The sequence below is a fragment of the Streptomyces sp. T12 genome (genome assembly GCF_028736035.1).
In the GTDB taxonomy this organism is placed as follows: Bacteria; Actinomycetota; Actinomycetes; order Streptomycetales; family Streptomycetaceae; genus Streptomyces.
Map to the genome: position 1 here is coordinate 6,072,716 of NZ_CP117866.1, position 24,690 is coordinate 6,097,405.

The window sequence follows — 24,690 nt, forward strand, 5'->3', positions numbered from 1 at the left end:
CGAAAGGGGCTGTTGGTCGTGCCAGAGCTGAGGCCTTGGCGAGCCGCGAGACCGCATGTGACGCGGGTCGCGGGCGCCGTACGACCACGTCTGGCACGGGCCGCGGAGGCCGTACGCCCACGTCTCGCACGCGCCGCGACGGCCGCGAAACCACGGGTCGCACAGCTCGCGCGAGCCGTCTCCCCGCAGGCCGCGCGGACACGCAGGCCGAAGACCTGGCAGTACACCGCGGGCGCCGCCACCGCCGGACTGGCGCTGGCCGCCGGTGTGGTGACCACCGCCGGCCCCTGGGACTCCACCGGTCAGCGTACGGCCGAGCGCGACTGGGCGGTCGCCCAGGAGCGCACGGGTGGCGCAGATCACGGCCGTAATGCCGATACGTCCGGTTCCGCTGATGCGGCGGCGGACGCACCCCGTCCCGCCCCCAGCGCGGCCTCCGTCCTCACCGGCCTGGGCGGCGGAATCAGCACCGTGAAGCCGGCCCCGAACGGCAAGGCTCTCGCCGGCCTCCTGGGCCCGCTCCTGGACGCCCCGGAACTCGGCGCCCGCACGGCGGCGATCGTCGACGTGGCCACCGGCAAGCGCCTCTACGACGACGGAGCCTCCGAGCCCCTCACCCCTGCCTCCACGACGAAGATCGCCACTGCCGCGGCCGCCCTCGCCGCAATGGGCCCCGACCACCGCCTCACCACCCGTACCGCCCTCGAAACCGACACGAAGGAGCTGGTCCTGGTCGGCGGCGGCGACCCCACGCTGACGGCGCGCAAGGAGGCCGACGGCTGGGCGAGCCTGCGGGAGCTGGCCGACGAGACGGCGGCGGCGCTGAAGAAGCGGGACGTACGCCAGGTCACCCTTTCGTACGACAAGACGCTCTACGCCGGACCCGAACTGCACCCCATCGGAAAGAACGGCAACCTCGCCCCGGTCAGCGCCCTCATGGTCGACGAGGCCCGCACGGACGACTCCACCAGCGGGCCGGTGAAGCGGGTGGAGGACCCGGCGAAGGACGCGGCGACGCAGTTCGCGGCCCTCCTCGCGGACCGCGGCATCAAGACGACCGCGCCCGGCCCTTCGAAGGCGACGAACCGAGCCGAGTCGCTCGCCGAGGTCACCTCACCGCCGCTGTCCTCCCTGGTCGAGCGCATGCTCACCAACAGCGACAACGACCTCGCCGAGCACCTCGCCCGCCAGACCGCCGTGGCGAGCGGCGCGCGCGCCGACTTCGACGGCGCGGGCGAGGCGATCGGGGCTCAGTTGAAGAGGCTCGGGCTGCCGCTGACGGGCGCCGACTTCAAGGACGGCAGCGGCCTCAACCGCGAAGACAAACTCACGGCCGACCTGCTCACGGCCCTGTTGGCCAAGGCGGCCGACCCGGCCCACCCCGAGCTCCGCCCGGTTCTGACCGGCCTCCCCGTGGCCGGCTTCACCGGCACCCTGACCAGCCGTTACACCGATGGCGCGGCCGGCCTCGTCCGAGCGAAGACCGGCACCCTGAACGGCGTGAACTCCCTGGCCGGCACGGTCGTGGACCAGGACGGCCGCCTGCTCGCCTTCGCGTTCCTGTCGACGGGCGCGAACACGGAGGCGGCCCGGGCGGCGCTGGACCGGACGGCGACGGCGCTGGCGTCCTGCGGCTGCGGCTAACCACCGAACTGAGCTGCAGTCGGCCCACCACCACCCCGCCGCAGCCGCCCGCTCCCGCGGTGCCGCGGCTGTCTGCTCCCGCGGTGCCGCGGCTGTCTGCTCCCGCGGTGCCGGGGCTGTCGGTTCCCGTCGTGCCGGGGCTGTCTGCTCCCGCGGTGCCGCGGCCGTCCGCTCCCGCTCCGCCGCAACCATCCGCTCCAGCTGTGCGGCAGCCATCCGCTCCCGCCGTGGGCGTCGCTCCGCAGGGCGGAACGGGTGGGCACGGCCTGCAGTGCCGGGCGTCGCCCGTACCGGCGCCGACTTCAGCCAGCCCGACACGCGGCCTGCGGCGCCGGGCCCCACACGAGTCACCGCCAACCGAGCCGACCTCTCACGGCCTGCCCCAAGTGGGAGCGCTCACGTACGGTTGACACATGACGAGCATCGGTGGTGCCGAGATGGTCGACTGGAATCTCGCGGTGGCGACCGCGACCCGGCTCGTACGGCCGGGCCCCGAGGTGAGCCGCGACGAGGCCCGGGCCGTCGTCGCCGAGCTGCGCCGACATGCCAAGGCCTCGGAGGAACACGTCCGGGGCTTCACTCGTATGGGCACGGAGGACACCCACGACACCCCCGTCCTCGTCGTCGACCGCCCCGGCTGGGTCCGGGCGAACGTCGCCGGGTTCCGCGAGATCCTCAAGCCCCTGCTCGAAAAGATGCAGGAGCGCCGCAGCGGCAGCACCGGCGGCGCGGTCCTCGGCGCCGTCGGCGGCAAGGTCACCGGCGTCGAACTCGGGATGCTGCTGTCCTTCCTGGCCTCGCGGGTCCTCGGCCAGTACGAGACCTTCGCCCCGGCCACCCGCGAACTCCCCGCGGGCGGCCCCCCTGATTCACCGAGTGGCGGCGGCCGACTCCTGCTCGTCGCCCCGAACATCGTGCACGTGGAGCGCGAACTCGACGTACAGCCCCACGACTTCCGCCTGTGGGTGTGCCTGCACGAGGAGACGCACCGCACCCAGTTCAGCGCGGTGCCCTGGCTGCGGGACCACCTGGAGGGCGAAATCCAGTCGTTCTTGGGGGAGACGGACGTCGACCCCATGACCGTCCTGGAACGCATCCGCGAGGCCGCGCAGTCACTCGCCGGCGGCCGGCCCGAGGCCGAGGAGGACGACGGCGGACGGTCGTTCGTCGAACTGGTGCAGACCCCGGCCCAGCGGGAGATCCTCGGCCGCCTCACCGCCGTGATGTCGCTCCTGGAGGGCCACGCCGACTTCGTGATGGACGGGGTCGGCCCCGAGGTCGTCCCGACCGTCGCCGAGATCCGCGAGAAGTTCCAGCAGCGGCGCGCCAAGGGTGCCTCCCGACTGGACATGGCCCTGCGCAAGCTGCTCGGTCTGGATGCCAAACTCAGGCAGTACCGCGACGGCGAACGCTTCGTACGGGCCGTCGTGGACCAGGTCGGCATGGACGGCTTCAACCGCGTGTGGACCTCCCCGAATACTCTTCCGACCAAGGCGGAGATCGCCAAACCGGCGGATTGGATCGCGCGGGTGCACCGCAAGGCCGAGTCGTGAATCACGCGCCGCGTTGTGCATCTCATACGAAGGTCGTGAACCGAATCCGGCCGACGGCAGGCGAACGCCCCTTCAATCACCCGTCCGAGGGACCGTGAGTCATGGGTAGGCGTGCAATGCTCGGGGAACGGCCCGGTTCTGTCACCATCTACACACTCTGAGTGACCGAGCTCGGGCTCACCCCCCGACAATTTCATGAAGGGAACCGGACAATGGGTCCCCATCCTGCGGTCGCGGCGATACGCCTGGCGGTCCGCCGCGTCCTCCACGACATCCTCACCGACCACAGCCGCTCCACCGACACCCTCGCGCCCAGCACATCACGCGCGATCTCGTACGAGATCCTGCACATGACACCGCCCGTGGCGCCCCCCGCGACATCGACCGGCCCCACGCCCGCCGCGTACGACACGGCGCGCGAGCCGTCGTACGAGCTCCCCGGCCAGGCCCCGCAGGAGCCCCCGCGCGCTGCCCCGCACGAGCGACCCCCCTCCCCGCTCGTGCTCGTGGCATGCTCCGGCGGCGCCGACTCCATGGCCCTCGCCTCCGCGCTCGCCTTCGAAGCCCCCAAACTCGGCATCCGCGCCGGCGCCGTCACCGTCGACCACGGTCTGCAGCCCGGCTCCGACCTGCGCGCCGAGGAAGTCGTCCTGCGCATGCGCGAACTCGGCCTCGACCCGGTCGAGTCCATCGCCGTGACCGTCGGCCGCCAAGGCGGACCCGAGGCCGCCGCCCGGGACGCCCGCTATGCCGCCCTCGACGCCGCGGCCGTCCGCCACGGCGCCGTCGCCGTCCTGCTCGGCCACACCCGGGACGACCAGGCCGAAACCGTCCTGCTCGGCCTCGCCCGCGGCTCCGGTATCCGCTCCCTGTCCGGAATGGCCGCGGTCTCGGGGGCCGGCGGCCGCTACCGGCGCCCCTTCCTCCAGCTCGACCGGCAGACCGCCCGCAAGGCGTGCATGGTCCAGTCCCTGCCGGTCTGGGACGACCCCCACAACTCCGATCCCGCGTACACGAGGTCGCGACTGCGCCAAGAGGGCCTGCCCGCCCTGGAGAAGGCACTCGGCAAGGGAGTCGTGGAGGCCCTCGCCCGCACCGCCCAGCTCTCCCGCGACGACGCCGACGCCCTCGACGCCTGGGCCGGCCAGGCCGAGGCCGCCGTACGCGACTCGGCCGGCCTCCTGGAGTGCGCCAAGCTGTACGCGCTGCCGCCCGCCGTACGCCGCCGGATCCTGCGCCGCGCCGCCATCGAGGCCGGGGCGCCCGCCGGTGCGCTGTTCGCCCGCCACATCGAGGAAGTCGACCGCCTGATCACCGGCTGGCGCGGCCAGGGAGCCATCAATCTCCCCGGCAAAGTCGTCGCACAGCGCCAGGGTGGCAGACTGGTGATTCGGCAAGGCTGAAACCGGACCCTCCCACCGGCCCTCGAGCGGGTCGTGAGAGCGGCACGGACCAGCCGGTGGGACGACCGAAAGTGATGCGGGTGGACGCGAAAGACATGGGTGCCGAGCTCCAGCAGGTGCTCATCACCAAGGAAGAGATCGACGCGAAGCTGGCCGAGCTGGCCGCGAAGATCGACGCGGAGTACGCGGGCAAGGATCTGCTCATCGTCGGCGTCCTCAAGGGCGCGGTGATGGTCATGGCCGACCTCGCCCGAGCGCTGTCCACCCCCGTCACCATGGACTGGATGGCCGTGTCGTCGTACGGCGCCGGCACCCAGTCCTCCGGTGTCGTGCGGATCCTCAAGGACCTCGACACCGACATCAAGGGCAAGCACGTCCTGATCGTCGAGGACATCATCGACTCCGGCCTGACCCTGTCCTGGCTGATCTCCAACCTCGGCTCGCGCGAGCCCGCCTCCCTCAAGGTGTGCACCCTGCTGCGCAAGCCCGAGGCCGCGAAGGTCGCCATCGACGTGGAGTGGGTCGGCTTCGACATCCCCAACGAGTTCGTCGTCGGCTACGGCCTCGACTACGCCGAGAAGTACCGCAACCTCCCGTTCGTCGGTACGCTCGCGCCCCACGTCTACGGCGGCTGAGTCCGACGGTCCGCAGCGCCGGACCCGAAGGGCCCAAGAGCCGTACGAAGATCGGGAACCCCAGCGGGCCTCGCGCCGTTGGAGCATGCAGACGGGCTTGCCAGCCGTCCCGTGCGGCTACGGTCGTCGAAGCTGGGGTACCGTCAGAAGAACTGTCTTATCAAACTCACTATGGCAGGAGGGACGGGGCGGCACCGCTCCGTATGGATGGACGTGAAGCGATACTTCCGTGGGCCGGTCATGTGGATCGTGCTGGCCGTCCTTGCCGTGGTCGTGTTGATGCAGGTCGTCGGCTCGTCCGGCGGCTACAAGACGGTGGACACCGGCCAGGTCGTCCAGGCGATCAATGACAACAAGGTCGAGTCGGCCAAACTGACCACCGGCGACGAGCAGATCATCAAGGTCCAGCTCAAGGACGGCGTAAAGGTCGAGGGCTCCGACAAGATCCAGGCGAGCTATATCGGCGATCAAGGCGTGACCATCGCCAGCACGCTGCAGAACAAGTACCAGGACAAGCAGATCCCGGACGGCTACACAGTCTCGCCGTCCAAGCAGAACCCGTTCGTCGGGATCCTGCTCTCCCTGCTTCCCTTCGTCCTCATCGTGGTCGTCTTCCTGTTCCTGATGAATCAGATGCAGGGTGGCGGCTCCCGGGTCATGAACTTCGGCAAGTCCAAGGCGAAGCTCATCACCAAGGACACCCCGAAGACGACGTTCTCGGACGTCGCGGGCTCGGACGAGGCCGTCGAGGAGCTCCAGGAGATCAAGGAGTTCCTCCAGGAACCGGCGAAGTTCCAGGCCGTCGGCGCCAAGATCCCCAAGGGCGTCCTGCTCTACGGGCCTCCTGGTACCGGTAAGACGCTCCTCGCGCGCGCCGTCGCCGGCGAGGCGGGCGTCCCCTTCTACTCGATCTCCGGTTCCGACTTCGTCGAGATGTTCGTCGGCGTCGGTGCCTCCCGAGTCCGTGACCTGTTCGAGCAGGCCAAGGCGAACGCCCCGGCGATCGTCTTCGTCGACGAGATCGACGCGGTCGGCCGCCACCGCGGCGCCGGCCTCGGCGGCGGTCACGACGAGCGCGAGCAGACCCTGAACCAGCTGCTCGTCGAGATGGACGGCTTCGACGTCAAGGGCGGCGTGATCCTCATCGCCGCGACGAACCGGCCCGACATCCTCGACCCGGCCCTCCTGCGCCCCGGCCGCTTCGACCGCCAGATCGCGGTCGACCGCCCGGACATGCAGGGCCGTCTGGAGATCCTCAAGGTCCACCAGAAGGGCAAGCCGGTCGCCCCGGACGTCGACCTGTCGGCGGTCGCCCGCCGCACGCCCGGCTTCACCGGCGCGGACCTGAGCAACGTCCTCAACGAGGCAGCGCTGCTCACGGCCCGCTCGGACAAGAAGCTGATCGACAACCACATGCTGGACGAGGCCATCGACCGCGTCGTGGCGGGCCCGCAGAAGCGGACCCGGATCATGTCGGACAAGGAAAAGAAGATCACCGCGTACCACGAGGGCGGCCACGCCCTGGTCGCGGCGGCTTCTCCCAACTCCGACCCGGTCCACAAGATCACGATCCTGTCGAGAGGCCGCGCGCTGGGCTACACGATGGTGCTCCCGGACGAGGACAAGTACTCGACCACGCGCAACGAAATGCTGGACCAGCTGGCCTACATGCTGGGCGGCCGCGCGGCCGAGGAACTGGTCTTCCACGACCCGACCACGGGCGCCGCGAACGACATCGAGAAGGCCACGGCCACCGCCCGCGCGATGGTCACGCAGTACGGCATGACCGAGCGTCTCGGCGCGATCAAGTTCGGCGGCGACAACACCGAGCCGTTCCTCGGACGTGAGATGGCTCACCAGCGCGACTACTCGGAAGAGGTCGCCGCGCTGGTGGACGAGGAAGTCAAGAAGCTCATCGAGAACGCGCACAACGAAGCCTGGGAGATCCTGGTCGAGAACCGCGACGTCCTCGACAACCTGGTGCTTCAGCTGCTGGAGAGGGAGACGCTGGGCAAGGAGGAGATCGCCGAGATCTTCGCCCCCATCGTCAAGCGTCCGCCCCGGCCCGCCTGGACCGGCTCCTCGCGGCGCACGCCGTCCACCCGCCCGCCGGTGCTCTCCCCGAAGGAGCTCGCACTGACGAACGGCGCCAACGGCGCGACGCCGGCGATCAGCACCGCGAAGTCGACGGCGGCGGAGCCCGCACCGGCGACCGAGCCGGCTACCGAGGAGCGTCCGGAGAGCTGACGCCCCGGCCCCGGTGACCCCCACCGGCCCGGAATGGATGCCGCGCCCCCCTGGTTCTAGCCTGGGGGGCGCGGCATTTTCGTATGCCCGCAGTTCAGACGCGTGACCCACACGCGCCACCCGCGAAGGAACGAGGCACCACAATGACCGACCCGGTGACGCTGGACGGCGAGGGCTCCATCGGCGAGTTCGACGAGAAGCGAGCCGAGAACGCCGTACGCGAGCTGCTGATCGCGGTCGGCGAGGACCCGGACCGTGAGGGGCTCAGGGAGACTCCGGGGCGGGTGGCGCGGGCGTACCGGGAGATCTTCGCGGGGCTGTGGCAGAAGCCCGAGGACGTGTTGACGACGACGTTCGACATCGGGCACGACGAGATGGTCCTCGTGAAGGACATCGAGGTGTACTCGACCTGTGAGCATCATCTGGTGCCGTTCAGGGGTGTTGCCCACGTCGGATACATCCCGGCCACCAGCGGCAAGATCACCGGCTTGTCCAAGCTGGCTCGGCTGGTCGACGTCTTCGCCCGCCGTCCTCAGGTGCAGGAACGTCTCACTACGCAGATCGCCGACTCCCTGATGGAGATTCTCGAGCCGCGTGGCGTGATCGTCGTGGTGGAGTGCGAGCACATGTGCATGTCGATGCGGGGCATCCGTAAGCCCGGCGCGATGACCATAACGTCGGCGGTGCGTGGTCAGCTGAGGGACGCGGCGACGCGCAACGAGGCGATGAGCCTCATCATGGCCCGCTGATACCCGGTGCGCTGATATCTGGTGCGCTGATCCCCCGCTACACCGTCGGCGCCGCCCCCGCGCCGTTGTGCTCGTCGTCCTCCGGGAGCTTGCAGACGCGTTCCAGGAAGATGGCCGCCGCTATGACGCCGACGCCCGTCACGACCGAGAAGCCGGCGTAGATGGCCTGGTCGCGGCGGGCGGGGGTGTCGAGGAGCTCCAGGAGGAAGACGCCCGTGCCGCCGTACATGCCGGCGACGAGGGCGGCGACCAGGGCGCTGGCCTGGCCGAAGACGACCGCGCGGGCGGCCATCAGGGGGTCGACGCCCTTGGCTTCGGGCCGGCGTTCGCGTTGGGCCCTGAGGCGGGCGCGGATGGAGAGCGCCGTGGCGAGCAGGACTACGGCGATCACGGCGAGGACGATGGGGGCGGCCAGGGGGACGCTCGGAAGGGTCCCGATCGAGTTCCAGAGGCGGGCGCCCGCCCAGGACAGGACTCCGGCGACGAGGAAGATGCCGGCCAGCATCCTGATGCGCAGCTCTCTCACGGTGTCCCTTCAGCTCCCCCGGATCCCCACGGACTGTGGTCGATCGTCTTGACCTTAACGACTACTCGGGCAGCTGGAGTTCCAGGTCCCTGCGCGGTTCGACGCCGTGGCGTGTGATGCCGGCCAGGAGGTCGGCCACCGAGCCGCGGCCCGGAAGCTGTGCCTGCGGCTCGACGTCGTGCCAGGGGGCGAGGACGAAGGCGCGTTCGTGGGCGCGCGGGTGGGGGAGGGTGAGGGTCGGGTCGTCGGAGACGACGTCGGCGTACGCGACGATGTCGACGTCGAGGGTGCGTGCGCCCCAGCGCTCGTCCCGTACCCGGTGGAAGGCCTCCTCGACCGCGTGTGCGCGCTCCAGGAGGGAGGACGGGGGGAGCGTGGTCTTGAGGACCACGACCGCGTTGAAGTAGGACGGCTGGCTTCCCGGCTCCACGCCCCACGGCTCTGTCTCGTACACCGGGGAGACCGCCTTGACGCGGACGCCGGGGGTGTCCTCCAGCGCGTCGATGGCGCCCTGGAGGGTCTCCAGGCGGTTGCCGAGGTTGGAGCCGAGGGAGATCACGGCGCGTTTCGGGTTCTGGAGAGTGGTGTCGGCGGCGTCGACCTTCTCGACGACGGAGGCGGGTACCGGCTGTACGGTCGGGTCGCTGTGACCCTCGGTGAAGAACGCGGTCATACTCGGCTCCGGGTGATGGTGACGGTCACGTCGTCGAAGGGGACCGTGATCGGCGCGTCCGGTTTGTGGACGGTGACCTCGACCTCCTGGACCCCTTCGTGCTTCAGGCAGGCCTGGGCGATGCGCGCGGCGAGCGTCTCGATGAGGTTGACCGGCTCGCCCTCGACGACGGCCACGACCTCCTCCGCCACGATGCCGTAGTGCACGGTCTTCGCCAGGTCGTCGTCGGCGGCGGCCGGCCGGGTGTCCAGGCCGAGGACGAGGTCCACCACGAAGGTCTGGCCCTCCCTGCGCTCCTCGGGGAACACACCGTGGTACCCGCGGGCCTTGAGGCCGCGCAGCGCGACACGATCCACGCGAATCACTCCTGCAATCGTCGGTGACGGCCGGTCCGTGTCGCGTGCGGGCGGCACACCGGCCTCGAACGAATCTACCTGCGGGCACTGACAGGGCCGGGCCACGGGGGCGTGGGCCCGGTCCGGGGCCTGGAGGATTCATCGAGTGTTTCCCCTGGGGAACCCGACGGCTCACGGCTTGGTAGCCGCGCCTACCCGCAGGTGCGTGATTCCAACCACTCCTTGGTCTCGGCGGGGCCACGCAGGCCCCCTTGCGGGTGGCTCCCGCGAGTCGGCCCCGGGTGGTCCCTGAGGGGTTCCTGTAGTGGTCCCTGTAGTGGCTGGCCCCGCGTAGTGACCCCTGGAGGGCGCCTACCCACTCAGGAGGGGGTGTCGTCGCTCTCTTCCTCGTCGGTTTCGGCCAGAACGGGCGACGCGTGGTGCGACCAGATCTTCCAGCCGTCGGGTGTGCGGCGGAACACGTTGGTGGCGACCACCAGCTGGCCCACGAGCGGGCCGAGTTCCTCGCTGCCCTCGGGGGCGGGACCGCCGCTGAGGATGTTCTCGGTGCAGGTCACCAGGGCGGTGTCGCCGGTGACGGAGACGTGCACGTCGGTGAGGAAGAACTGGATGTAGTCGGTGTTGGCCATGATCAGCGCGTACGACCTGAGGACCTCGCCGCGTCCGGTGAGCACCGGCCAGCCGGGGTGCACGCAGGAGACCACGCCGGCGTCGGCCGGGTCGTGGTACGTCTCGTCGATGCCCAGGTCGGACGGGGTGAGCCAGAGCGAGGACAGCTTTTCGAAGTCGCCGCTCTCCAACGCCTCGTAGAAGGCGGTGTTGGCGGCCTCCACTTGCTCGACGTCGGTATGGGGGGCGCTCACCGGGCTCCTTCAGTGCCGTGCGCGCCGGGCGCGTTCTGGGCGTCACGCGCCTCTTCGATCGCGCGCGCGACGCGTACCGCGTCCGCCGTGGCGCGCACCTCGTGCACGCGCACCGCCCACGCGCCGGCCTGCGCGGCGAGCGCCGAGACGGCCGCCGTGGCGGCGTCGCGCTCACGGGCGGGCGGTGGCGCGCCCTCGGGTCCTGCGAGGACGCGGCCGAGGAACCGCTTGCGGGAGGCGGCGACGAGCAGGGGGTGGCCGAGGGCGAGGAGTCGGTCGAGGTGGGCGAGGAGGACGAGGTCGTGCTCGGCGTCCTTGGAGAAGCCGAGGCCGGGGTCGACGACGATGCGGTCGGGGGCGATGCCGCCGGCCAGAACGGCCTCCACGCGCGCGTGGAGCTCGTCGACGACTTCGGCGACGACGTCGTCGTACACGCCCTTGACGTTTCCGCCCTCGAGGAAGCCCCGCCAGTGCATGACGACGAAGGGGGCGCCGGCGTCCGCGACGACCGGGATCATCGCGGGGTCGGCGAGGCCGCCGCTGACGTCGTTGACGAGGGCGGCGCCGGCGGCGAGGGCCTGTTCGGCGACGGAGGCGCGCATCGTGTCGACGGAGATCGTGACGCCCTCGGAGGCGAGGTCGCGGACCACGGGGATGACGCGGCGCAGCTCCTCGGCCTCGTCGACCCGGGTGGCGCCGGGGCGGGTGGACTCGCCGCCGACGTCGACCAGGTCGGCGCCCTCCTCGACCAGGGCGAGGCCGTGTTTGACGGCGGCCGTCGTGTCGAACCAGCGGCCGCCGTCGGAGAAGGAGTCGGGAGTGACGTTCACGACTCCCATGACCGCGCAGCGGTCCCACTGCGGAAGGCCCGTGACGCGCCCGCGTCCGCTCTGCTTGCTCATATGTTCAGCGTAGGCCCAAGGGAGTGCCTGGACGTGCGGTGGCCCGAGCGGGAGCCCTGGGGTGGGGGTGGGGTGGGCTGCCGCTCGGGCCTGTCCTGGAGGGCCGCGTCACGCCGCGCGGACGTCCCGTTCCGCCACCGCGTGTGCGCACGGGCGCGGAGCGGTCGTGCGGCGGCGCAGGAAGCGCGGCAGCGGCAGGGCGAGGTTGACGAAGCCTTCGGCCTGCATGGCGGCGAAGCCGAGGCGGGGCAGGTCGCCGGAGGCGCGGTAGACGACGAAGCGGGGCTCCCAGCGGGGCTGGAACTTGGCGTTGAACTTGTACAGCGACTCGATCTGGAACCAGCGGGAGAGGAACACCAGCAGCCCGCGCCAGGCGCGCAGTACCGGTCCCGCGCCGATCTTCTCGCCGCGGGCCAGGGCCGAGCGGAACATGGCGAAGTTGAGGGACACGCGCGCGATGCCGAATTTCGGGGCGGCCTGGAGTGCGGCCACGATGAGCAGTTCGTTCATGCCGGGGTCGGCCGCGCGGTCGCGGCGCATCAGGTCCAGGGAGGCCCCGTCCGTGCCCCACGGCACGAAGTGCAGGATCGCCTTGAGGTCGCCGTACGGGCCGGGCTCTTCGTCGGCCTTGTGGGCGGTGGCGATGAGGCAGTCGCCGTCGGCCGGGTCGCCGACGCGGCCGAGCGCCATCGAGAAGCCGCGCTCGGTGTCGGTGCCGCGCCAGTCCTCGGCGGCGCGGCGGATACGGTCCAGCTCGGCCTCGCCGAGGTCACGGACGCGCCGTACCCGGGTTTCGTAACCGGCGCGCTCGATGCGCTTGACCATCTGGCGTACGTTGCGCATCGCGCGGCCGGCGAGCGAGAAATCCGGGACGTCCACCACCGCCTCGTCGCCCAGTTCGAGGGCGTCGAGCCCGGTCTCGCGGGTCCACACCTCGGCGCCGGTCTCGGAGCAGCCCATGACGGCCGGGGTCCAGGAGTGGGCCTTGGCCTCGTCCATGAAGCGCTCGATGGCGCCGGGCCAGGCCTCGACGTCGCCGATGGGGTCGCCGCTGGCGAGCATCACGCCGGAGACGACGCGGTAGGTCACCGCCGCCTTGCCGCTGGGGGAGAAGACGACGGCCTTGTCGCGGCGCAGCGCGAAGTGGCCGAGGGAGTCGCGGCGGCCGTGCTTGACCAGCAGGGCGCGCAGGCGTGCCTCGTCGTCCTCGGTGAGGCGTGCGGCGGGGTGTTCGGGGCGGAAGGCCAGGTAGATCGTGGTGACCGCCGTGATCCAGCCGAGGGCGCCCAGGGAGAAGGCGACCGTCCACGAGGTGTTGCCCTGGTAGTCGACCGGGCCCTCGAAGCCGAACAGGCCGTAGATGACGTGCGTGATGCGGTCGGCCAGGCTCGGGTCGCCGACCATGGTCTCCGGATGAGCGCTGACGATGACCAGCCCGAGGGCGAGGGAACCGGCACTCATGAGGACGAAGTTGGCCAGCGCCCGCCACCTGCTGCGCGGGTCGGGCAGCGCCGCGAACTGGTCGCGGTGGCGCAGCAGGGCTACGAGCAGCGCAACCGAGATGAGGACGCCCACCAGGGAGTGGCGGTACGTGAACTGCGCGACCGCTCCGGCCGGCAGCAGGACGACCGCGGCGCGCCACGCCCGCCGCTTGCCGCGCTTGAGGCCGTGGGCGAGCAGGAGCAGCAGCACGCCCGCGCTGAGCGACAGCGCGGCCGCGAACGGGCCCGTCGAGCCCGGCAGCACTTCGGCGATGGCGTGCATACGGCTGTGCCGGAAGCGCGGGAACACGCCCGCGGCGACGTCCAGCAGGCCCACCAGGGCGCAGGCCCTGCCGACGAAAACGGGAACCGCCTCCGGGCGTGGGCCACGGAGCAGATGCCGTACTCGGCTCGGCAGGTGCCGTACCTGGCTCGATCGTTGGGGAACCTCGCCCGACATTTCCACATCTGTCCTGACAGACATCGCATCCCATAGTTCTGCGAGAGACCTTGGATCCGGTGCCGATTCGGGCATCCGGCGACATTGCGCCCTCTAGGACGGTGTCTTGAGGGGAGAGGTTCACTCAGCTCCCCAAAACCGTTTCAAAGGCCAAGGAAAGTCCGGGGCAAGCCCTTGCGAAGGAGCGGGGGAGGCAGCGCGGAAGAAGCGCGAACCGGGCGGAAAGTGCGGGCAGGTAACCATCGATGGGTCTCACGAGCGACAAGGTGCTGGCGCTGGCGGTTGCGGCCGCCGTAGGGCTGTTCGTCGGCACGGTGTGGCTGTGGCCACGGCTGGCGCGGCGCGGCTGGCGGAACGTGAGCGGACGCGTCGGTCTGCTGCTCTCCACACAGGTGATGCTCTTCGCGGCGGTCGGTCTCGTCGCCAACCAGGCATTCGGGTTCTACGCCAGCTGGGCCGACCTGTTCGGGCAGGAGACCGAACAGGGCGTCGTCGTGGACCACACGCCGACCGGCGGGCCGCTGGAGGTCGTCGACACGCGGCGCGTGCCCGGGGCGGCCAGTTCCCGGCCGTACATGGGCGGGCAGATCCAGAAGATCGGCATCGTGGGCCGTACGACGCACATCGCGACGCCCGCGTTCGTCTATCTGCCGCCGGAGTATTTTCAGCCGCAGTACCGCACGCGCACGTTCCCCGCGGCCGTCGTCCTCACCGGTTATCCGGGTACGGCCCAGGCGCTGGTGGACAAGCTCGACTATCCGCGTACGGCCGCGAGGCTTGCCGAGGACGGTCGTATGCAGCCGATGATCCTGGTGATGATGCGGCCGACCGTGGCGCCGCCGCGGGACACGGAATGCGTGGACATCCCGGGCGGCCCGCAGACGGAGACGTTCTTCGCCAAAGATCTGATCGACGCCGTGAGCGGCCACTACAGAGTGGGCAGGAAACCGGGCAGCTGGGGCATCATCGGTGACTCCACGGGCGGCTACTGCGCGTTGAAGCTCGCCATGCACCATCCCCGGGTGTACGCCGCCGGGGCGGGACTTTCCGCCTACTACAAGGCGCCGATCGACCCGACGACGGGCGATCTCTTCCACGGCGACGAGGAACTGCGCAATCGCTCGAACCTGTGGTGGTACCTCAAGCACATGCCCGCGCCGGACACTTCACTGCTCGTCAGCAGCAGCAAAGTTGGAGAATCCAACTACAAGGGCACGCTGAAGTTCATTGAGCGCGTGAAGGCCACGAAGCTGACGCGGATCTCGTCGATCATCCTGGAAAGCGGAGGGCACAACTTCAACACCTGGCGGCGGGAGATTCCGGGGACGCTGGAGTGGATGAGCGGGCGGCTGAGCGGCAGGTGACGGTGGCTGTCGGGGCTTTTTGATCTTGGTTCTTGGCCAATTCGGTGAGGGATCTGATTCCTGATGCCGCGTGAACGACTCGGGATGGCTGTGTTTTTACGGGGCGGGGCAACAAGATTCGCCTACGCGCGGTAAGTTTCTGGCCATGCCACGTGGACGTCACCGTCATTCCCCTCCCTTGCACAGGCTGCTGCCCCCGTCGGCGATCGCAGGCGTCTCCGTCGTCTGTGCGCTCGCCCCCTGGGTGTTCACCGAGCCCATGGTGCTGCGCGGCCTTGCCGCGGCCGCCGCGGCCACGGCGGTCATCGGCGCGGTCGTCATGCGCCGCTGGGACACGCAGGCGGGCAAACGGGTCGCCGACCTCACGCGCGCGCGTGCGAGCGACGAGTGGCGGTACGAGGAACGGGTCGCCGAGCTGGAGACCGACCTCGAGGAGTCGCGCGAGCTGCGCGTCAAGCTGGAGCAGCGGCTGCGGGCCAAGCGCACGGAGCTCGCGGGGCTGCGCAACGAGCACGCGGCGCTGCTGCGCCGGTACGCCACGGCGGAGACCGAGCGGGCGAGCGTCCTGGAGGAACGCCGGGTTCTGGAGATAGAGGCGGCCACGCCCGTGCGTGCGTTGCCGCCGGCGTCGGCGCCGGTCGACGGCGCGGTTTCCGCCGCTGCGGAGGGGGCTGTGGCTGCCCCGGCCGAGCCGGAGGACGTGGACACCGAGGCCGCCGAGGAGACGCCGCAGACTCCGGCCGTCTTCTCGCCGGAGGGCTCCCGGCTGTTCCTGCGGGCCAGCGCGGCGTTGGCGCGGCTCGACGGGGACGAGGGGCAGGGGACGCCGGAGGGGGACGGTCCGGGGAAGGCCGCGGACGGCTCGGTGAACGACGGCGAGTCCTCGAAGAACGAGTCCTCGAAGAACGAGTCCTCGAAGAACGAGTCCTCGAAGGACGAGTCCTCGAAGAGCGGGGCCTCGAAGAACGAGTTTCCGAAGAACGAGCCGCCGAAGAACGACCCCCCGAAGGGGGACGGTCACTCCTCCGACGACGAGTCGGCGGAGGCCGGTTCGGGTGCCGTCGAGGCGGCGGTCACCGGCGGGTCCGAGACGGAACCCGCACTGGAGGACGAGGCCCAGGGGAAGCCCGAGGCGGTCGACGGGCACGAGCGCGCGGCCGCCATCCCCACGGCAGGCGCCGTCGCCGAGGCCCAGCCGGCCCTGCCTGCGGCCCAGCAGCCCTCGGGGCACTTCATCGCACCGACCGCGGTGGCCGTCGTACCGGCGACGCCCGTCCGGCGTGCGGCGATCGAAGGCGGCTTCGACTTCTTCGGTACGAAGCAGGGGGCGGCGCCCTCCGCGTTGGAGTCCGTCCAGAACGAGGACCTCGCCGACGTCGTCGGCCAGGAGGCCCTCGCCCTCCACAAGGCCGAGTCCGAGGCCGAGTTCAAGCCGGCCGACGAGGAGTCCCGGGGTATCGGGCAGGTCATCGACCTGACGGCTCATGACGAGACGGAACAGATCGATGTGCAGGGCTTGCGGAGCGCGGTTTCCTGACGATTGCCCGGTCGCGCACGCGGCGGACGGACGCTCAGGCCATCCACCGATCCGGCCGCGCGTCCCTCCGCCCCGTGCGCGACCGCTCCGCCTGCCCCCGCAGCAGCTCCGCGGCCTCCCCGGCGTCCCGCAGCCGGGCGGTCACCGTCTTGTTCGCCCCGGTGTCCACGCGTACGTCGGCCACGCCCCACAGCCGCTCCCACGGGCCCTGAGCCAGCCGTACGCTCTGGACCTTCGCGTGCGGTACGAGCGCCAGGCTCCGCCGCAAGAGGCCGGTCCGGGCGGCGAACACCGCGTCCGTGACGGCCAGGCCGTACCCGCGCCACCACACCGGCACGCACCGGCCCGCCCGCCGCGGCGGACGTGACAGCGACGCGCGCGACGGGACGGTCACCCCGGGCAGCACGCGCGCGACGACCGATTCGGCGACCTCGCGCGGGGCGACCGGAAGCAGGACCGAGTTGGACGAGCCCGCCACGTCCAGCTCCACCCGCACCCAGCCGCGCCGCCGCCACAGCAGCGGTTCGACGATCCGTACGGTCTGCACGCGGCCTGGCGGCACCGTCTCGTGCGCCCGGTCGAGCAGGCCGTGGTCGAGACGCAGCCCGTCCGGTGACTCGCCCACCGTCCAGTCGTACTCGGTGACGAACCGCCCCACGCTGCTCGCCCCCGCCGCGCCGAACAGCGGAACCGCGGTCGCGAGGACCGTCCATGCGCTTTCCGTGGCCAGCCAGAGGATGGTCGGTACGACGATCGCGGCGGCCAGCGTCGCCCAGGTGGCGCCGGTCAGCACGAGCGAGACGGCCAGGACGCCCGGCGGCACGCGCAGCAGCTCCTGGGACGGCGCCTCGCCGACCTCGTGCGCCGTCTCGGGCGCGAAACCGGCGGCGCGCGCGAGGAGTTCCGCGCGGAGCGCACGCGCCTCCTCCGCGCCCAGGAAGGCGAGTTCGTCCTTCTTGTCCGTGCCTATGACGTCGAGTTTGAGCTTCGCGACGCCCGCTACGCGCGCGAGCAGCGGCTGGGTGATGTCGACGGCCTGGATGCGTTCCAGCCGGATGTGCGCGGTGCGCCGGAACACCAGGCCGGTGCGGATGCGCAGTTCGGTGTCGGTCACCGCGAAGTGCGTGAACCACCAGGTGAGGAAGCCGTACAGGGCGGCCGCGGGGACGAGCACGGCGAGCGCGAGCAGAATCGTGGTGGTCGTCAGCCTGGTCAGCTGGCGCTGCGCCTGGTCGGGGTCGTGCACCGCCCAGCCGATGAGCACGGCGACCGGCGCCCACGCGCGCCTGAGCGGCGTCACGGGGTGCAGCCGCCGGTCGGTCACGGGTGGCCTCTCGCGTACGGCGTCGTCGACGCCGGGCGTCGTCACAGCCCCGCCGAACGGGCCTCGCCCAGCTCGGTGAGCCGGTCGCGCAGCCGTTCCGCCTCCGCCGGGTCGAGGCCGGGGATGGTCGCATCGGTGGCCGCGGCGGCCGTGTGCAGCTGCACGCTGGCCAGGCCGAAGTGCCGCTCCACGGGGCCGGAGGTGACCTCGACCAGCTGCATCCGCCCGTACGGCACGACTGTCTCCTCACGCCACAGCACGCCCCGGCTGATCAGCAGGTCGTCCGCGCGCTCGGCGTATCGCCACGAACGCCAGTTGCGGCCGAGCATCACCCAGCCCCACGCCATCAGGGCCAGCGGCAGCAGCGCGAAGGCGGCCCAGCCGGGCCCGGCGAGCAGCCCGAGAAGCAGGGCCAGGCCGACCGTCAGCAGCCCCAGCCACACCACCAGCAACAGCCGCCGCATCTTCAGCAGCCCCGGCGGCAGCCCGGTCCACCCCGGCTCGACCTCCACTCGTTCGTCCCCCACTCGTTCGTCGCCCATCCGCTCGTCCCCCGCCGTCCCCGTGTGCTCCGGGCTCCCCGTCTCCATGGGGCCAGCGTACGTAGGGGAGACTGTGTCCATGACTCCTACGACGGAGACCATGGTCGGTATCGGCGGCGCCGCGGAGAGCACCGACATGGTGCTCAACATCGGGCCACAGCACCCGTCCACGCACGGCGTGCTGCGCCTCAAGCTCGTTCTGGACGGCGAGCGCATCACGCGCGCGGAGCCGGTGATCGGCTATATGCACCGCGGCGCGGAGAAGCTGTTCGAGGCTCGCGACTACCGCCAGATCATCATGCTCGCCAACCGCCACGACTGGCTGTCGGCCTTCTCCAACGAGCTCGGTGTCGTCCTCGCCGTGGAGCGCATGCTCGGCATGGAGGTGCCCGAGCGGGCGGTGTGGACGCGGACCCTGCTCGCGGAGCTGAACCGGGTGCTCAACCACCTGATGTTCCTGGGGTCGTACCCGCTGGAGCTGGGCGGGATCACGCCGATCTTCTACGCCTTCACGGAGCGCGAGGAACTCCAGCACGTCATGGAGGAGGTCTCCGGCGGGCGTATGCACTACATGTTCAACCGGGTGGGCGGCCTGAAGGAGGACCTGCCGGCCGGCTGGACCACGCGTGCGCGCGGCGCCGTCGCCGACGTGCGCTCGCGCATGGACCGGTTCGACGACCTGGTCCTCGGCAACGAGATCTTCCGCGGGCGCACGCGGGGCGTGGGCGTTCTCGCGCCGGAGGCCGTGCACGCGTACGGCGCGAGCGGGCCGATCGCACGCGCCTCGGGCGTCGACTTCGACCTGCGCCGCGACGAGCCCTATCTCGCCTACGGCGAGCTGCAGGACGTCCTGAAGGTGGTGACCCGCGAGGAGGGCGACTGCCTCGCCCGGTTCGAGTGCCTGCTGGAGCAGACCCACAACGCCCTCGACCTCGCCGACGCCTGCCTCGACCGGCTCGCCGAGCTGCCGCCCGGGCCGATCAACCAGCGGCTCCCCAAGGTCCTCAAGGCACCCGAGGGCCACACGTACGCGTGGACCGAGAACCCGCTCGGCATCAACGGCTACTACCTCGTCAGCAAGGGCGAGAAGACCCCGTACCGGCTCAAGCTGCGCTCGGCGTCGTACAACAACATCCAGACGCTGGTGGAGCTGCTGCCGGGGACGCTGGTCGCGGACATGGTGGCGATTTTGGGGTCGATGTTCTTCGTGGTGGGGGACATCGACAAGTAGGGGTTAGCTCTGGGGTCAGCTCTGGGGTCAGTCGTGGGGTTTCGGTGTGAGGGGTCCGTCGCAGGGGCCCGGCGTAGGAGTTCGTCCGGAATTCCAACCGACTCGATCGCTCAGCCCGCCAGTACGTCCGGAATTCCAACCGGCTGCACCAGCCACCCGAAGTCCCCGAGTCCGCCCGTCGCGGTGAGCTCGGCGGCTTCGCCCGCGCTCGCGAGGGCTCGCACGTAGTCGGCCGGCCGCGTGGAGGCCAGCTCAAGCGGGGGGCGTGCGCCCGTGATGCCCAAGGTGTGCAACGCCTCGCGCTGGGACAACAGGCGCGCGCCGGGCCGCGCACACGCCGTCGCGCAGGCGTCCAGTGCGACATGCGCCGTGATGTCGCACGAGCCGTCCGGCACGGGAGCCGTCTCCCGCCCCTCGCGGAAGCCGGTGAGCGTCCCGAAGGGCGGCCGGGCGTGCGCCGTGTGCGCGTAGTCCACGGCGACGGCGAGCCCCTGGTTCAGTGTCGCCACGGCGGCAGCCCAGGCCTCGTCCCGCGGCAGCCCGATCTCGGCCCGCAGCCCTTCCGTGGCCCGCGCTCCCTGTGCATCCCGCGCGGCCTCCACGGTCCGCGCCCCCTCCGCGCGCCCCAGCGGCCACCACCGCGCGAGCCATTCCGCGTCCGCTCCGGTGACCCGTTCCCCCAGGCGCTCGGTCCCGTCCCGTCGTACGAGAACCAGGCGCGGTACGCCCGTGGGGTCCACCTCCGCGACGTCCACGGGGACGTTGTCCAGCCACTCGTTGGCGAACAGCAGGCCCGAGATCCGCTGGGGCGGCCGGGGCAGCCACTCGATCCGGTGATCCAGGGTTTCCGGGCGGTCGGCTACCTCGACGGCGTACGCACGCGTGCGTGCCGCCACCTCGGCGGGGAGCGCGGCCAGCACACGGGTGACCAGCTCGCCCCGCCCCGCACCCATGTCGACGAAGCCGAGCGAGGCGGGCCGGCCCAGGGCCTCGTCGACCCGGCACAGCAGCCGGGCCACGGCACCGGCGAAGAGCGGCGACGCGTGGACGGACGTACGGAAGTGGCCGGCCGGTCCCTCGGGGCGGCGATAGAAGCCGTCCGGACCGTAGAGGGCGGCTTCCGCTGCCGCGCGCCACCCGAGCCATTCGTCCGTCGCCTCTGCTGTCACCGGCCCAGGCTAAGCGCACAGGGGAACGCAGCCTCCACCTTGCGGAGTACGCGCGCGTGATGCGGATCGGCCCTCCGGTTGACCCCTGCACGCATCTCGCTTCCCTACGCTGGGTTACGTGCAGCGCCTCTATGACTTCCTCCGCAGGCACCCGACATGGGTCGACAGCTTCTGGGCCGTCCTCCTCCTCGGGATCTCCGGGATGGTCGAGGCCGTCCGGATGGAGCCACAGGAGGCTCCGGGCACCGACTCCCCGGGGGTCATCGCCCCGGTCGTGATCCTGCTGTGCCTGGTGGTCGCGTTGCGTCGGCGCATGCCGGAGAAGATGCTGCTGCTGGCCATCGGCGTGGGACTGGCGCAGCTGGCGCTGGACGTGGCGACGACGCCCGCCAACTTCGCCTTCCTGGTGATCACCTACACCGTGGCCGTGACCGGCGCCCGCTGGGCCTCCCGGCTCTCGCTGGCCGTGTCCCTGTTCGCGGCGCCCCTGGCGCAGGTGCGCTGGCCGGAGAGGGACTCGAGCATCCTGGGCACGGTGGCCCTGATGATCTTCATGACGGTGCCGTTCGTGCTCGCCTGGGTGCTCGGAGACTCGATCCGCACCCGCCGCGCCTACTACGAGCAGCTCGAGGAGCGCGCGACCCGGCTCGAAAAGGAGCGCGAGGCGCAGGCCAAGGTCGCGGTCGCCGCCGAACGCGCCCGGATCGCGCGCGAGCTGCACGACGTCGTCGCGCACAACGTCTCCGTGATGGTGGTGCAGGCCGACGGCGCCGCCTACGTCCTCGACGCCGCCCCGGACCAGGCCAAGAAGGCCCTGGAGACCATCTCCTCCACCGGCCGCCAGGCCCTCGCCGAGATGCGCCGCCTGCTCGGCGTGCTGCGCACCGGCGAGCACCAGGAGGGCGGCGAGTACGTCCCGCAGCCCGACGTCGAGCAGATCGACGAGCTCATCCAGCACTGCCGCACGTCCGGCCTGCCGGTCGACTTCAAGGTCGAGGGCACCCCGCGCCCGCTGCCCAGCGGCGTCGAGCTGACGGCGTACCGCATCGTGCAGGAGGCGCTCACCAACACCCGCAAGCACGGCGGGCCGAACGCCGGCGCGAGCGTGCGCCTGGTCTACTTCGACGACGGTCTCGGCCTGCTCGTCGAGGACGACGGCAAGGGTGCCCCGCACGAGCTGTACGAGGAGGGCGGCGCCGACGGCCAGGGGCACGGCCTGATCGGTATGCGCGAGCGGGTCGGCATGGTCGGCGGCACTCTGGACGCGGGGCCGCGACCGGGCGGAGGATTCCGGATCAGTGCGCTGCTGCCGCTCAAACCAGCACACTGACGCCTGGGCATGTCCTTTGTTGACACCTGTAACGCGCCTGTAGAACCCCTGTAACGCGCCTGTAGAACCCCCCTGTAGACGGATACGGAAGACACGGAAGAGGACCCCGATGACGATCCGCGTGATGCTCGTCGACGACCAGGTGCTGCTGCGCACCGGGTTCCGGATGGTGCTCGCCGCCCAGCCGGACATGGAGGTCGTCGCGGAGGCGGGCGACGGCGTCGAGGCCCTCCAGGTGCTGCGCTCGACCCCCGTCGACGTCGTGCTGATGGACGTGCGCATGCCGAAGCTGGACGGTGTGGAGACCACCCGCCGCATCTGCTCGGAGCCCGAACCGCCCAAGGTGCTGATCCTGACCACCTTCGACCTCGACGAGTACGCCTTCTCCGGGCTGAAGGCGGGCGCCTCCGGCTTCATGCTCAAGGACGTGCCGCCCGGCGAACTCCTCGGGGCCATCCGCTCCGTGCACAGCGGCGACGCGGTGGTGGCCCCGTCGACGACCCGACGGCTCCTGGACCGGTTCGCCCCCATGCTGCCGTCCACTGGCAAGGAGCCCCAGCACAAGGAGCTGGAGCGGCTCACCGACCGTGAGCGCGAGGTCATGGTGCTGGTCGCGCAGGGCCTGTCCAACGGCGAGATCGCGGCCCGGCTGGTCCTGTCCGAGGCGACGGTGAAGACCCATGTCGGCCGCATCCTGACCAAGCTGGGGCTGCGCGACCGCGTGCAGGTGGTGGTCCTGGCCTACGAGACGGGTCTGGTCCGAGCGGGCGGGCACGGCTGAGTACGGCCCGCAGGTGTGGCCGAGACCGGGGCTTCATGCGGGCGTGACCGGCGCCCACTAGGGTCTGCGCATGCTCCTGTGGATCAACGGCCCCTTCGGGGGTGGCAAGACACAGACCGCACACGAGATCCAGCGCCGCCTGCCCGGCAGCGTCATCTGCGACCCCGAACACCCCGGGTTCGGCCTGCGCCGCATGCTTCCGCCGGAACTGCGCGGCGATTTCCAGGACTTGACGTCCTGGCGGCAGGGCGTCGTCGAGGTCCTCGACCTCGCCCTCACCAAGCACGACGGCGTGGTGATCGCCCCCATGACGGTCACCAATCCCGCCTACTTCGCCGAGACGGTCGGCCGGCTGCGCGAACTCGGCCACGACGTCCGGCACTTCACGCTCCTCGCCGAGCGTGAAACGGTCATGAAGCGGCTGCGTGAGCGCGGTTTCGGGCACCTCCTTGGATACGTCGGCGGCAAGAACGCGGGACTGCGTCGCGAGACGTGGGCCGTCCAGCAGCTCGACCACTGTCTGGAGCGGCTGCGCGAGCCGGAGTTCGCCGAGCACCTGTGGACGGACCACTCGACCGTGCCGAAGACGGCGGACCGCATCGCCGTCCTGGCCGGGGTGAAGCTCCGGCCGAACAACGAGGGGGCGTTGCGGACGCGGCTGCGGCAGGTGGGGGTGGGCATCCGGCACATCCGGTTCGACTGACGGCCCTCCGGACCCCGCGACGCCGGCATGATGCGGCCGGACAGGCCCTAGCGGAGCAACGCCTCCAGGAAGTCGCTGCCGAGCCGGGCCACCGCCGTGACGTCCAGCTGATGCAGGACATAACGTCCGCGGCGGCGGGTGGTGATCAGGCCCGCCTTCTTGAGGACGCCCAGATGCCGGGATATCTGCGGGGCCGTCATGCCGTGGATCTGCACGAGCTCGCTCGTGGTGTACGTGCTGCGGGCCAGGTTGCGGCAGAGCTGCATCCGCACCGGGTGGGACAGCGCGGTCATCCGTAGGGTCAGCTGCTCGACCGAGGGCGGTGACGCGAGCTCGGGGGAGCCGACGGGGTAGTGCAGCACCGGCTGCCAGCCGTGTCGGTGGAGCACCATCAGATGCGGCCAGCCCAGGCTCGTCGGCACGAGCAGCAGACTGCCGTTCCTGATCAGGCTGTGGCCCTGGCGGAGCTTGTCGATGGTGATCCGCCCGGCGGCCTCGTCGAGCACCACCGCCGCGGAGATCGAGGTCAGCGCCTCGGCCAGCCCCTTGTGCCGGAGGAGGTCGGTCCTGTGGCGGGCGTCCGCCGCGAGCTGGTGGCGCAGCCGGGACCAGGTGTCGGCGAAGAACGCCTCGTCGCAGTCCTCCAGGAACTGCCGCAGCCAGGCCCGGATCCGCGGTGGATCGTCGAGCAGCCGCTGGCTGAACCGCAGCTGCTGCGGCCCGCGCGCCGCCGCCAGGTCCAGGGCGCGGCGGCGCAGCTCCTCGTCGGCCAGCACGTCCTGGCTCGGCGTGGCGTAAGGGAGAGCGCAGGTGAACTCCAGGGCCGCGTCCACGAACTGCTCGTCCGTCAGCTTGTCCAGCAGGTCCAGCTCCTCGGCGAGCGTCGCGCCGGGCAGCGCTCCGCCCGGCACGCCCGCGCAGGGCAGGAACAGATCCGAGAACGTCGTCCGCCACAGGAAGTCGGCCTCGCACATCCGGTCGGCCAGGTGCGGATCGAGCCGGGCGGTCACGCTCGTCGCCCAGCCCTGCAGGCCCGGATGATGCCCCGACTCCGACAGCGCGTGCAGCGCCATGCCGAGCTCGGCCAGGGGCGAGGGCACGACGACGACCCTCTCCGGCCGCAGCCCCGCGATGTCGATGCTCACGCTCATGCCCTCATGGTGCACCCCGCCACTGACAACACCCCCCTCGATTGACGGCCGCCGTCAATCGACGCG

22 protein-coding genes are annotated in these 24,690 nt (G+C 71.0%); 12 read left to right on the forward strand and 10 right to left on the reverse strand.

Annotated elements, in window-relative coordinates; translation table 11 throughout:
* Positions 1 to 12: 12 nt before the first annotated feature.
* The 6 genes from dacB to folE all read left to right on the forward strand — a co-directional run bounded on the left by dacB (position 13) and on the right by folE (position 8,231).
* Positions 13 to 1,644 carry a D-alanyl-D-alanine carboxypeptidase/D-alanyl-D-alanine-endopeptidase gene (gene dacB, locus PBV52_RS27400; protein WP_274241741.1) on the forward strand — a complete coding sequence of 544 codons (1,632 nt, stop codon included), beginning with the start codon at positions 13 to 15 and terminating at the stop codon, positions 1,642 to 1,644.
* A gap of 413 nt (positions 1,645 to 2,057) precedes the next feature.
* Positions 2,058 to 3,197, forward strand: coding sequence for a zinc-dependent metalloprotease (locus tag PBV52_RS27405; RefSeq protein ID WP_274241742.1), 1,140 nt, complete (start codon positions 2,058 to 2,060; stop codon positions 3,195 to 3,197).
* A gap of 212 nt (positions 3,198 to 3,409) precedes the next feature.
* Positions 3,410 to 4,600 (forward strand): tRNA lysidine(34) synthetase TilS, encoded by a 1,191-nt coding sequence (gene tilS, locus PBV52_RS27410; RefSeq protein ID WP_274241743.1) that lies wholly within the window; start codon positions 3,410 to 3,412, stop codon positions 4,598 to 4,600.
* 74 nt (positions 4,601 to 4,674) lie between these two features.
* Entirely contained in the window at positions 4,675 to 5,235 is a 561-nt protein-coding gene (hpt, locus tag PBV52_RS27415; protein WP_274249614.1) for a hypoxanthine phosphoribosyltransferase, read from the forward strand.
* Between the two features lie 207 nt (positions 5,236 to 5,442).
* The gene (gene ftsH, locus PBV52_RS27420; protein WP_274241744.1) at positions 5,443 to 7,482 is read left to right on the forward strand and encodes an ATP-dependent zinc metalloprotease FtsH; all 2,040 of its coding nucleotides are present in this window, start codon (positions 5,443 to 5,445) and stop codon (positions 7,480 to 7,482) included.
* Between the two features lie 143 nt (positions 7,483 to 7,625).
* Positions 7,626 to 8,231 (forward strand): GTP cyclohydrolase I FolE, encoded by a 606-nt coding sequence (folE, locus tag PBV52_RS27425; RefSeq protein WP_274241745.1) that lies wholly within the window; start codon positions 7,626 to 7,628, stop codon positions 8,229 to 8,231.
* Between the two features lie 37 nt (positions 8,232 to 8,268).
* On the opposite strand, the gene PBV52_RS27430 is transcribed toward folE, so the two are convergent.
* The 6 genes from PBV52_RS27430 to PBV52_RS27455 all read right to left on the reverse strand — a co-directional run bounded on the left by PBV52_RS27430 (position 8,269) and on the right by PBV52_RS27455 (position 13,492).
* A complete protein-coding gene (locus tag PBV52_RS27430) occupies positions 8,269 to 8,757 on the reverse strand; it encodes a DUF3180 domain-containing protein (protein ID WP_274241746.1) in 489 nt (162 codons plus the stop codon).
* Positions 8,758 to 8,818: 61 nt separating this feature from the next.
* On the reverse strand, positions 8,819 to 9,430 hold the full coding sequence (gene folK / locus PBV52_RS27435; RefSeq protein WP_274241747.1) for a 2-amino-4-hydroxy-6-hydroxymethyldihydropteridine diphosphokinase: 612 nt from the start codon (positions 9,428 to 9,430) through the stop codon (positions 8,819 to 8,821).
* A complete protein-coding gene (folB, locus tag PBV52_RS27440) occupies positions 9,427 to 9,786 on the reverse strand; it encodes a dihydroneopterin aldolase (protein WP_274241749.1) in 360 nt (119 codons plus the stop codon). Before folB ends, folK begins: the two co-directional genes overlap by 4 nt.
* Positions 9,787 to 10,145: 359 nt before the next feature.
* On the reverse strand, positions 10,146 to 10,649 hold the full coding sequence (locus tag PBV52_RS27445) for a nuclear transport factor 2 family protein (protein ID WP_274241750.1): 504 nt from the start codon (positions 10,647 to 10,649) through the stop codon (positions 10,146 to 10,148).
* Entirely contained in the window at positions 10,646 to 11,551 is a 906-nt protein-coding gene (gene folP, locus PBV52_RS27450) for a dihydropteroate synthase (protein ID WP_274241751.1), read from the reverse strand. The genes PBV52_RS27445 and folP overlap by 4 nt, the downstream gene beginning before the upstream one ends.
* Before the next feature lie 108 nt (positions 11,552 to 11,659).
* Positions 11,660 to 13,492, reverse strand: a complete 1,833-nt coding sequence (locus PBV52_RS27455; RefSeq protein ID WP_274249616.1) for a phosphatidylglycerol lysyltransferase domain-containing protein — start codon at positions 13,490 to 13,492, stop codon at positions 11,660 to 11,662.
* 245 nt (positions 13,493 to 13,737) lie between these two features.
* Here PBV52_RS27455 and PBV52_RS27460 point away from each other — a divergent pair, with 245 nt between their 5' ends.
* Together PBV52_RS27460 and PBV52_RS27465 are read left to right on the forward strand one after the other, a co-directional pair.
* Positions 13,738 to 14,856 (forward strand): esterase family protein, encoded by a 1,119-nt coding sequence (locus PBV52_RS27460; protein WP_274241753.1) that lies wholly within the window; start codon positions 13,738 to 13,740, stop codon positions 14,854 to 14,856.
* A 145-nt stretch (positions 14,857 to 15,001) separates the two neighbouring features.
* Positions 15,002 to 16,393, forward strand: a complete 1,392-nt coding sequence (locus PBV52_RS27465; protein WP_373921911.1) for a hypothetical protein — start codon at positions 15,002 to 15,004, stop codon at positions 16,391 to 16,393.
* A gap of 34 nt (positions 16,394 to 16,427) precedes the next feature.
* Here the strand turns inward: PBV52_RS27465 and PBV52_RS27470 are convergent, their stop codons facing one another.
* Entirely contained in the window at positions 16,428 to 17,762 is a 1,335-nt protein-coding gene (locus PBV52_RS27470; protein ID WP_274241755.1) for a PH domain-containing protein, read from the reverse strand.
* Positions 17,759 to 18,307: a PH domain-containing protein gene (locus PBV52_RS27475; protein ID WP_274241757.1), complete on the reverse strand. Its 549-nt coding sequence runs from the start codon at positions 18,305 to 18,307 to the stop codon at positions 17,759 to 17,761. The genes PBV52_RS27470 and PBV52_RS27475 overlap by 4 nt, the downstream gene beginning before the upstream one ends.
* Positions 18,308 to 18,338: 31 nt before the next feature.
* On the opposite strand from PBV52_RS27475, the gene PBV52_RS27480 reads away from it, so the two are divergent.
* A complete protein-coding gene (locus tag PBV52_RS27480; protein WP_274241758.1) occupies positions 18,339 to 19,490 on the forward strand; it encodes an NADH-quinone oxidoreductase subunit D in 1,152 nt (383 codons plus the stop codon).
* A gap of 110 nt (positions 19,491 to 19,600) precedes the next feature.
* Here the strand turns inward: PBV52_RS27480 and PBV52_RS27485 are convergent, their stop codons facing one another.
* A complete protein-coding gene (locus tag PBV52_RS27485) occupies positions 19,601 to 20,659 on the reverse strand; it encodes an SAM-dependent methyltransferase (protein ID WP_274241759.1) in 1,059 nt (352 codons plus the stop codon).
* 118 nt (positions 20,660 to 20,777) lie between these two features.
* Here PBV52_RS27485 and PBV52_RS27490 point away from each other — a divergent pair, with 118 nt between their 5' ends.
* The 3 genes from PBV52_RS27490 to PBV52_RS27500 all read left to right on the forward strand — a co-directional run bounded on the left by PBV52_RS27490 (position 20,778) and on the right by PBV52_RS27500 (position 23,473).
* Complete coding sequence (locus PBV52_RS27490) at positions 20,778 to 21,989, forward strand: sensor histidine kinase (protein ID WP_274241760.1); 1,212 nt, start codon at positions 20,778 to 20,780, stop codon at positions 21,987 to 21,989.
* Positions 21,990 to 22,098: 109 nt separating this feature from the next.
* Entirely contained in the window at positions 22,099 to 22,770 is a 672-nt protein-coding gene (locus PBV52_RS27495; RefSeq protein ID WP_274241761.1) for a response regulator transcription factor, read from the forward strand.
* A 70-nt stretch (positions 22,771 to 22,840) separates the two neighbouring features.
* Positions 22,841 to 23,473, forward strand: a complete 633-nt coding sequence (locus tag PBV52_RS27500; protein ID WP_274241762.1) for an AAA family ATPase — start codon at positions 22,841 to 22,843, stop codon at positions 23,471 to 23,473.
* Positions 23,474 to 23,520: 47 nt separating this feature from the next.
* On the opposite strand, the gene PBV52_RS27505 is transcribed toward PBV52_RS27500, so the two are convergent.
* Positions 23,521 to 24,624: a DUF5937 family protein gene (locus PBV52_RS27505; RefSeq protein ID WP_274241763.1), complete on the reverse strand. Its 1,104-nt coding sequence runs from the start codon at positions 24,622 to 24,624 to the stop codon at positions 23,521 to 23,523.
* Positions 24,625 to 24,690: the final 66 nt, after the last annotated feature.